The following is a 4,839-nucleotide window of genomic DNA, read 5'->3' as shown; positions in this document are numbered from 1 at the left end:
TCATGGGGATGTCCTCATGTGGCTTATGAAGACATTACTAACATCACGGTGTATTAATCAACGGGGAGCAGGTCAAATTAGTTGTATTTGATACCGATATATATAATTGGAATCTTCAGTAATTTTATTTTAGTGCTGTAACTCATTGATTTTAGGAGCAGTGTGTTTTTTTCTTCTAGGGTTGAAAATTATCTTTATTTGCCGTTATTTTTTCCTTGCAATATATCTTATCAACAATTAGATTGCATTCCACACAACGAATCAACCTAACTTAATAGCGAGAGAAATCATGACTACTAACTTCAGCAAAATGACACGTGAACAACTTGATGCCATGCAATTACAATTGTCAGAGGCAAAGAAACAACTAGATCAGATCGATGAGATGAAGTACAAGCATTAGCCGATAAGTATGGAAAGTCACTAAATGAATTACTCTCTATCGTAGGGGGAAGCACTAAGACTTCAGATAAGAAAAGTAGTAACAAAGAGTACTCTATAGTGCTTGATGGTAATGAGTATAAAGATACTGAGAAACTGAATAACAAAACGTTAAGTACTGATACATACAAGGAAGTTGTAGAGCAAGTTAAACAAAATGAAGAGTACAGTAAGTTTCCAGTTGAACAGATTGCACGTGAAGTATTCTTACAAACCTACAGTAAAGGTTATTCAGATTCACATCCTTTGAATGCTCAGTTTAACGGTATCAAGTTCCATTTGAATGAACGCATGAATAATACCATCACATTACGTGTATACGAACAGTACTGCATGGTGGCTGGTGTTGAGCAGACCAAACAAGCCTTCAAAAAATATGTTACTGAAGCCTTTGATGCATGAAATGCCTTTGTGTAGATAGATATGAAGTACTGAAGGCTGATGATGTCGGAAAGGTTCAGTACTTCATTGATGGGCACGAAGTACCGAATCTTGAAGAGATTGAAGCCACTCACGATGACCGAAAACGGCTTCTGGTACTTGAAGTGCTTTTAGAGCAGGTAATGTAGAAGTACTCAAGGACGTTTGAGTACTACTTACTCAAAGCAGGATAACTAACGCAGGTATAGCCAGAATTGAAGAGTACCATCGTATTACCTTTCAATGGTACAAATGGGAATGATACATAGTCTAAATTTCCCATAGAAACATTAAAATGCAGATTTCTATCGTTGAGTAATAGTCGTTTGGCTTGAGCAGGAAAAGTACCTTCACCTTTTTGCGTCACAAGGAATGATATTGGGAAGAAATGTAAGGCACAACAATAGCAATTGTGTCCGTTATTGTGGAAGAGAACATGTCTGGCGGTAATTTGTACTCGTTTGGGGTAGAACCAATAGTAAAGATCATGAGTATCTTCAAAAGTTTCCGTTTCACCTAAAACGTACTTACGAAGAGGGGTAAAGAACGGGGTATCAACTAGTGTTTTTTTGCACTCGTCAACTGATGATGCGGCTATCAAATGTCCAAGCATGGCTCGCGTAAATTCAACTGCATTAAATGGAACTTTGATATAGTTTGTAAGCGAATTTGCATTGGTTAGATATAACTTCAATTGGTCTGTGAAATTTCTTGTGGCGTCTGAAATGTATTGATCTCTAGAACCTAAAATCTCATTGTTGCAATGCTTACATATTGTCTTAAAAACTGTACCGGATACTGCATCGATTGGTTTGACTGAAGTTGTGCCCCACCATTCACTGATGGTTTTTTGAAGCATTGGTGTTAAAGTTATAGCACTTTTAGGTGGAACATGATCCTTACTAAGCTTACCAAATTGGCCGCATATTAAACAATAACCTTCTTCGATACGAATATGTCTGATTCTTTCGCTGATTGTAGTCATAGTTAAAATTTATTTAATTTCATTCGGGTTAAGTTCGAATATTTGGTCAAAAGGAATTGCTAATTTATTTTCAACTAACGTCTTCATTAATGCGTTTAGTTCATCTTCCTTTCCTTGTTTGGGTTCCGAGTACAAAACTTCTGCTGGAGTCAGGGATATTAGTAATTCATAGTGAACACACTGTTCCCAAGCCAAATTGAAGTAACTTAACAAAGCTTTAAAAGAAGATTCTATCGATTCGCTTTTGGCTTTTATCCCCCAGCGTGCTGCTGATGTGAGATTGTTATCAAGTTCAATACACCTGTATGCTAACTCTTTAACCTTACTTTTAACAGAGTTATACTCATCTCTTTTATCTCTATAACTAGAGATATTTATTAAGTCATAATTAATTTTATGAATATTAGATAAAATTGAATCATATTCCGTCAAAAGGGATTTGGCTACGCTTATTGCTTCATTTTGTTTGTGTGAATCAAACCACCTCAAAGCTTTATACATGGCCACCATCGCTGCAAATGCCATCAGTATATTACATGCTGCACTTATCCAATCCGAAAGATTACCAATATCTTTCTTATAAGCCCCAACAATGACTAACCACAGGGAAAGTACTAACAGTATTCCGATAGCGACTTCTTTAAATATCTTCCATGCTTTTTTAGCTACCTTCCAAACCTCACCTTTCATGGTCTTATCCTTTAACCCAAAAGTATCTAAATATCACAAAATCATTGAATTTCATAGTTCTATGATAAATACCTCATGATACATATGAGGATTTACCATGTTAAGAATCGAATATAGCAAAACACAAGATAAGTACCTCTTCTTGTACGTCACAGATGAAGTAAGGATCAGTTGTACGGATACTGACTCATTTACGGTTGAGGATAGAGATTATAGAGCAGTACAGATACACAACATTTGGAGCTATCTGAACCCGAGCCAAGATGCCCTGTTTGAACTCAGTGTGCTTACACAGTACTCAAATGAAGTGATCAACGCGGTACAAGTACTCAAAGCTTGCGGAGGAAAGGATTAAGATTGATAGTTTTAAGGTTGGTAGATTTGAGTTAAGGAAAGCAGGGGAAGAAATTCAGTACTACATTGATGGTAAGCTAGTTCAGTATCCCGAACTAGCTTGGGACTCACCAGAGCGTATCACCCTAGATGTACTCAAGGAAAAGTACGATCATGAGAGTCGTGATAGTGGATTGAAGTGGGAAGATGAAAATTAAATCATCTTCCGGTTAACTATAAATTAAATCTGTAGGTTTAACCAAACAAAAAATTTTGAAGAGTAATGAAAAATTACGAGAATAGCAGCGAGCCATAGAAGAACTGCACCAAGGGCTAAAATAAATGTAGCGGCTCTTTTTAAATGCCGTATAACGATGTTGACCTCTTTTGGTTTCTCATTAATTATTGTGACATTATAATGATTTAATAAAACGTGATGATCACCATCTTTTGAACGACAAATATATTGCATGCCAAACTCAAAGCTACCAACGAAAACAACGGAAGATAAAATGATAGGAAATGCTAATGGTGTGTAATTTATGTTGTGAATAAAAACAGACACCTCAAATATTGCAAGCCAACAGAATAGCATTAAAAGATAGAAGCAAGTATTTATTTTGGATATGGATAGTTTTCGATTTTTATTAACCTTGAAATTTGAATTTAGATGAGTAGAGTAAATGCTGCCAGAAAATAAAGGTTCTAACAGGCTAGTGTGATATTCCCAGTTTTTTTGCCTGTATACACTATTTTTCAATATGTTTGCTGCAATTATTGTTATCAGTGTACCTATTGATGATAGAAAAAGAATGCCATAGTAAAGATTAAAAAACACATCATCGTTTGCAGCAGGGGTACTGCTAGAACCTTTAAAAGACTGACTTAGCAAAAGACCTGAGATAGTTACCAGTGCACTTATTACAGTCAAATGTATGTAGTTCTTTTCCAATAAAGTTCAATCTCGAATTTTCTTATGTCGTGTGCCTTATCGTAAGCTTCCTTCAGCTTCGATAAATCTCTTGTTGTTAGGAATAGCTTAAGGGGATTGTTTACACCTAATAAGCGGTCAATGTATTCCTTTTGATGATTGTAATAGTACTCTTGAGCAAAGCCATCGTCGGAAATATTATCAATGTCTTTAGTTGTCATAGTGATTCCTTTCTAACATATTTGAGTTACTGCTAAAATCTATGATAATAAAGTCAGATAAGTTATTATATACTCACTCGCCATAAAGCGTAACTACGGGTTGTTCTGCACAAACTTTTCGTGGTTCATGGCGAGTCCTATCAGTTACAACCAAATTGATTGCAGTTCCTAGAGAAGCTATTTCCGTTTGAATCCTGACCTCTGACGTTATAGTTACCATTGCCGTAACTGGTAGTTGTAGAGTTCCAAGAATTCCCGTCTGCATCATGCCCACGAGTCATCGTCTGATTTCCCATACGGGTACTGTTTTGATTCCAAGAACTACCAGTACTTGAATTATAGCCTTGAACGTTAGTTGTATTACCGTATCTCTGTACGTGGTAGGTATTGCCGGAATTATCAGTACAAGTCTGATAGGCATCACTACCAAAGCACCCAGCCCATGACACAACAGGAATGAAGAGAAAAACCAATGCAATCCGTTTCATTTAGTTTACCAATGTAATTAATTTGAAAGGATATTTTAAAGCTAATGTAGGTTTTTTATCACTACTAAAATTGGCAGTACTAAAACGGCAACTCACCTTGCCTATCCATATCGACAAAATCCAAGTCACCACCATGTAATTTTAACATCATCTCGTGATGCGTAAACCAACTACCTATATCAAAAATTGATACTGGTTCATCCAGTACAAACCAATAGGCAGTTTGTGTAACCCTCCCGAACCAGAACATACGTGACCAGCCCCCAGTATTAGATACAACCTTCAGTTAGTAATGTCGGTGGGTTTTTCTTCATGTTTCCCGTTTCGCCA

General features: G+C 36.5%; 5 protein-coding genes. 1 reads left to right on the top strand and 4 read right to left on the bottom strand.

The genetic code is table 11. The annotated features are described in order from the left end of the window. The first annotated feature begins 501 nt into the window (after window positions 1-501). Window positions 502-843, top strand: a complete 342-nt coding sequence (locus tag QLG08_RS01390; protein WP_174261551.1) for a hypothetical protein — start codon at window positions 502-504, stop codon at window positions 841-843. 190 nt (window positions 844-1,033) lie between these two features. Here the strand turns inward: QLG08_RS01390 and QLG08_RS01385 are convergent, their stop codons facing one another. From QLG08_RS01385 to QLG08_RS01370, 4 genes are all read right to left on the bottom strand, one after another. Beyond that, complete coding sequence (locus QLG08_RS01385) at window positions 1,034-1,846, bottom strand: chaperonin (protein ID WP_282472779.1); 813 nt, start codon at window positions 1,844-1,846, stop codon at window positions 1,034-1,036. Window positions 1,847-1,855: 9 nt separating this feature from the next. Next, window positions 1,856-2,536, bottom strand: coding sequence for a hypothetical protein (locus tag QLG08_RS01380; protein WP_174261553.1), 681 nt, complete (start codon window positions 2,534-2,536; stop codon window positions 1,856-1,858). Between the two features lie 574 nt (window positions 2,537-3,110). Continuing rightward, entirely contained in the window at window positions 3,111-3,821 is a 711-nt protein-coding gene (locus tag QLG08_RS01375; RefSeq protein WP_174261554.1) for a hypothetical protein, read from the bottom strand. After that, complete coding sequence (locus QLG08_RS01370; RefSeq protein WP_282472778.1) at window positions 3,797-4,021, bottom strand: hypothetical protein; 225 nt, start codon at window positions 4,019-4,021, stop codon at window positions 3,797-3,799. Before QLG08_RS01370 ends, QLG08_RS01375 begins: the two co-directional genes overlap by 25 nt. Window positions 4,022-4,839 lie beyond the last annotated feature (818 nt).

The organism is Pantoea sp. V106_11 (genome assembly GCF_029967885.1).
Taxonomy (GTDB): Bacteria; Pseudomonadota; Gammaproteobacteria; order Enterobacterales; family Enterobacteriaceae; genus Pantoea; species Pantoea ananatis.
The sequence above is the reverse complement of the archived record's forward strand: the minus strand, read 5'-3'. Positions and strand labels throughout refer to the sequence as shown.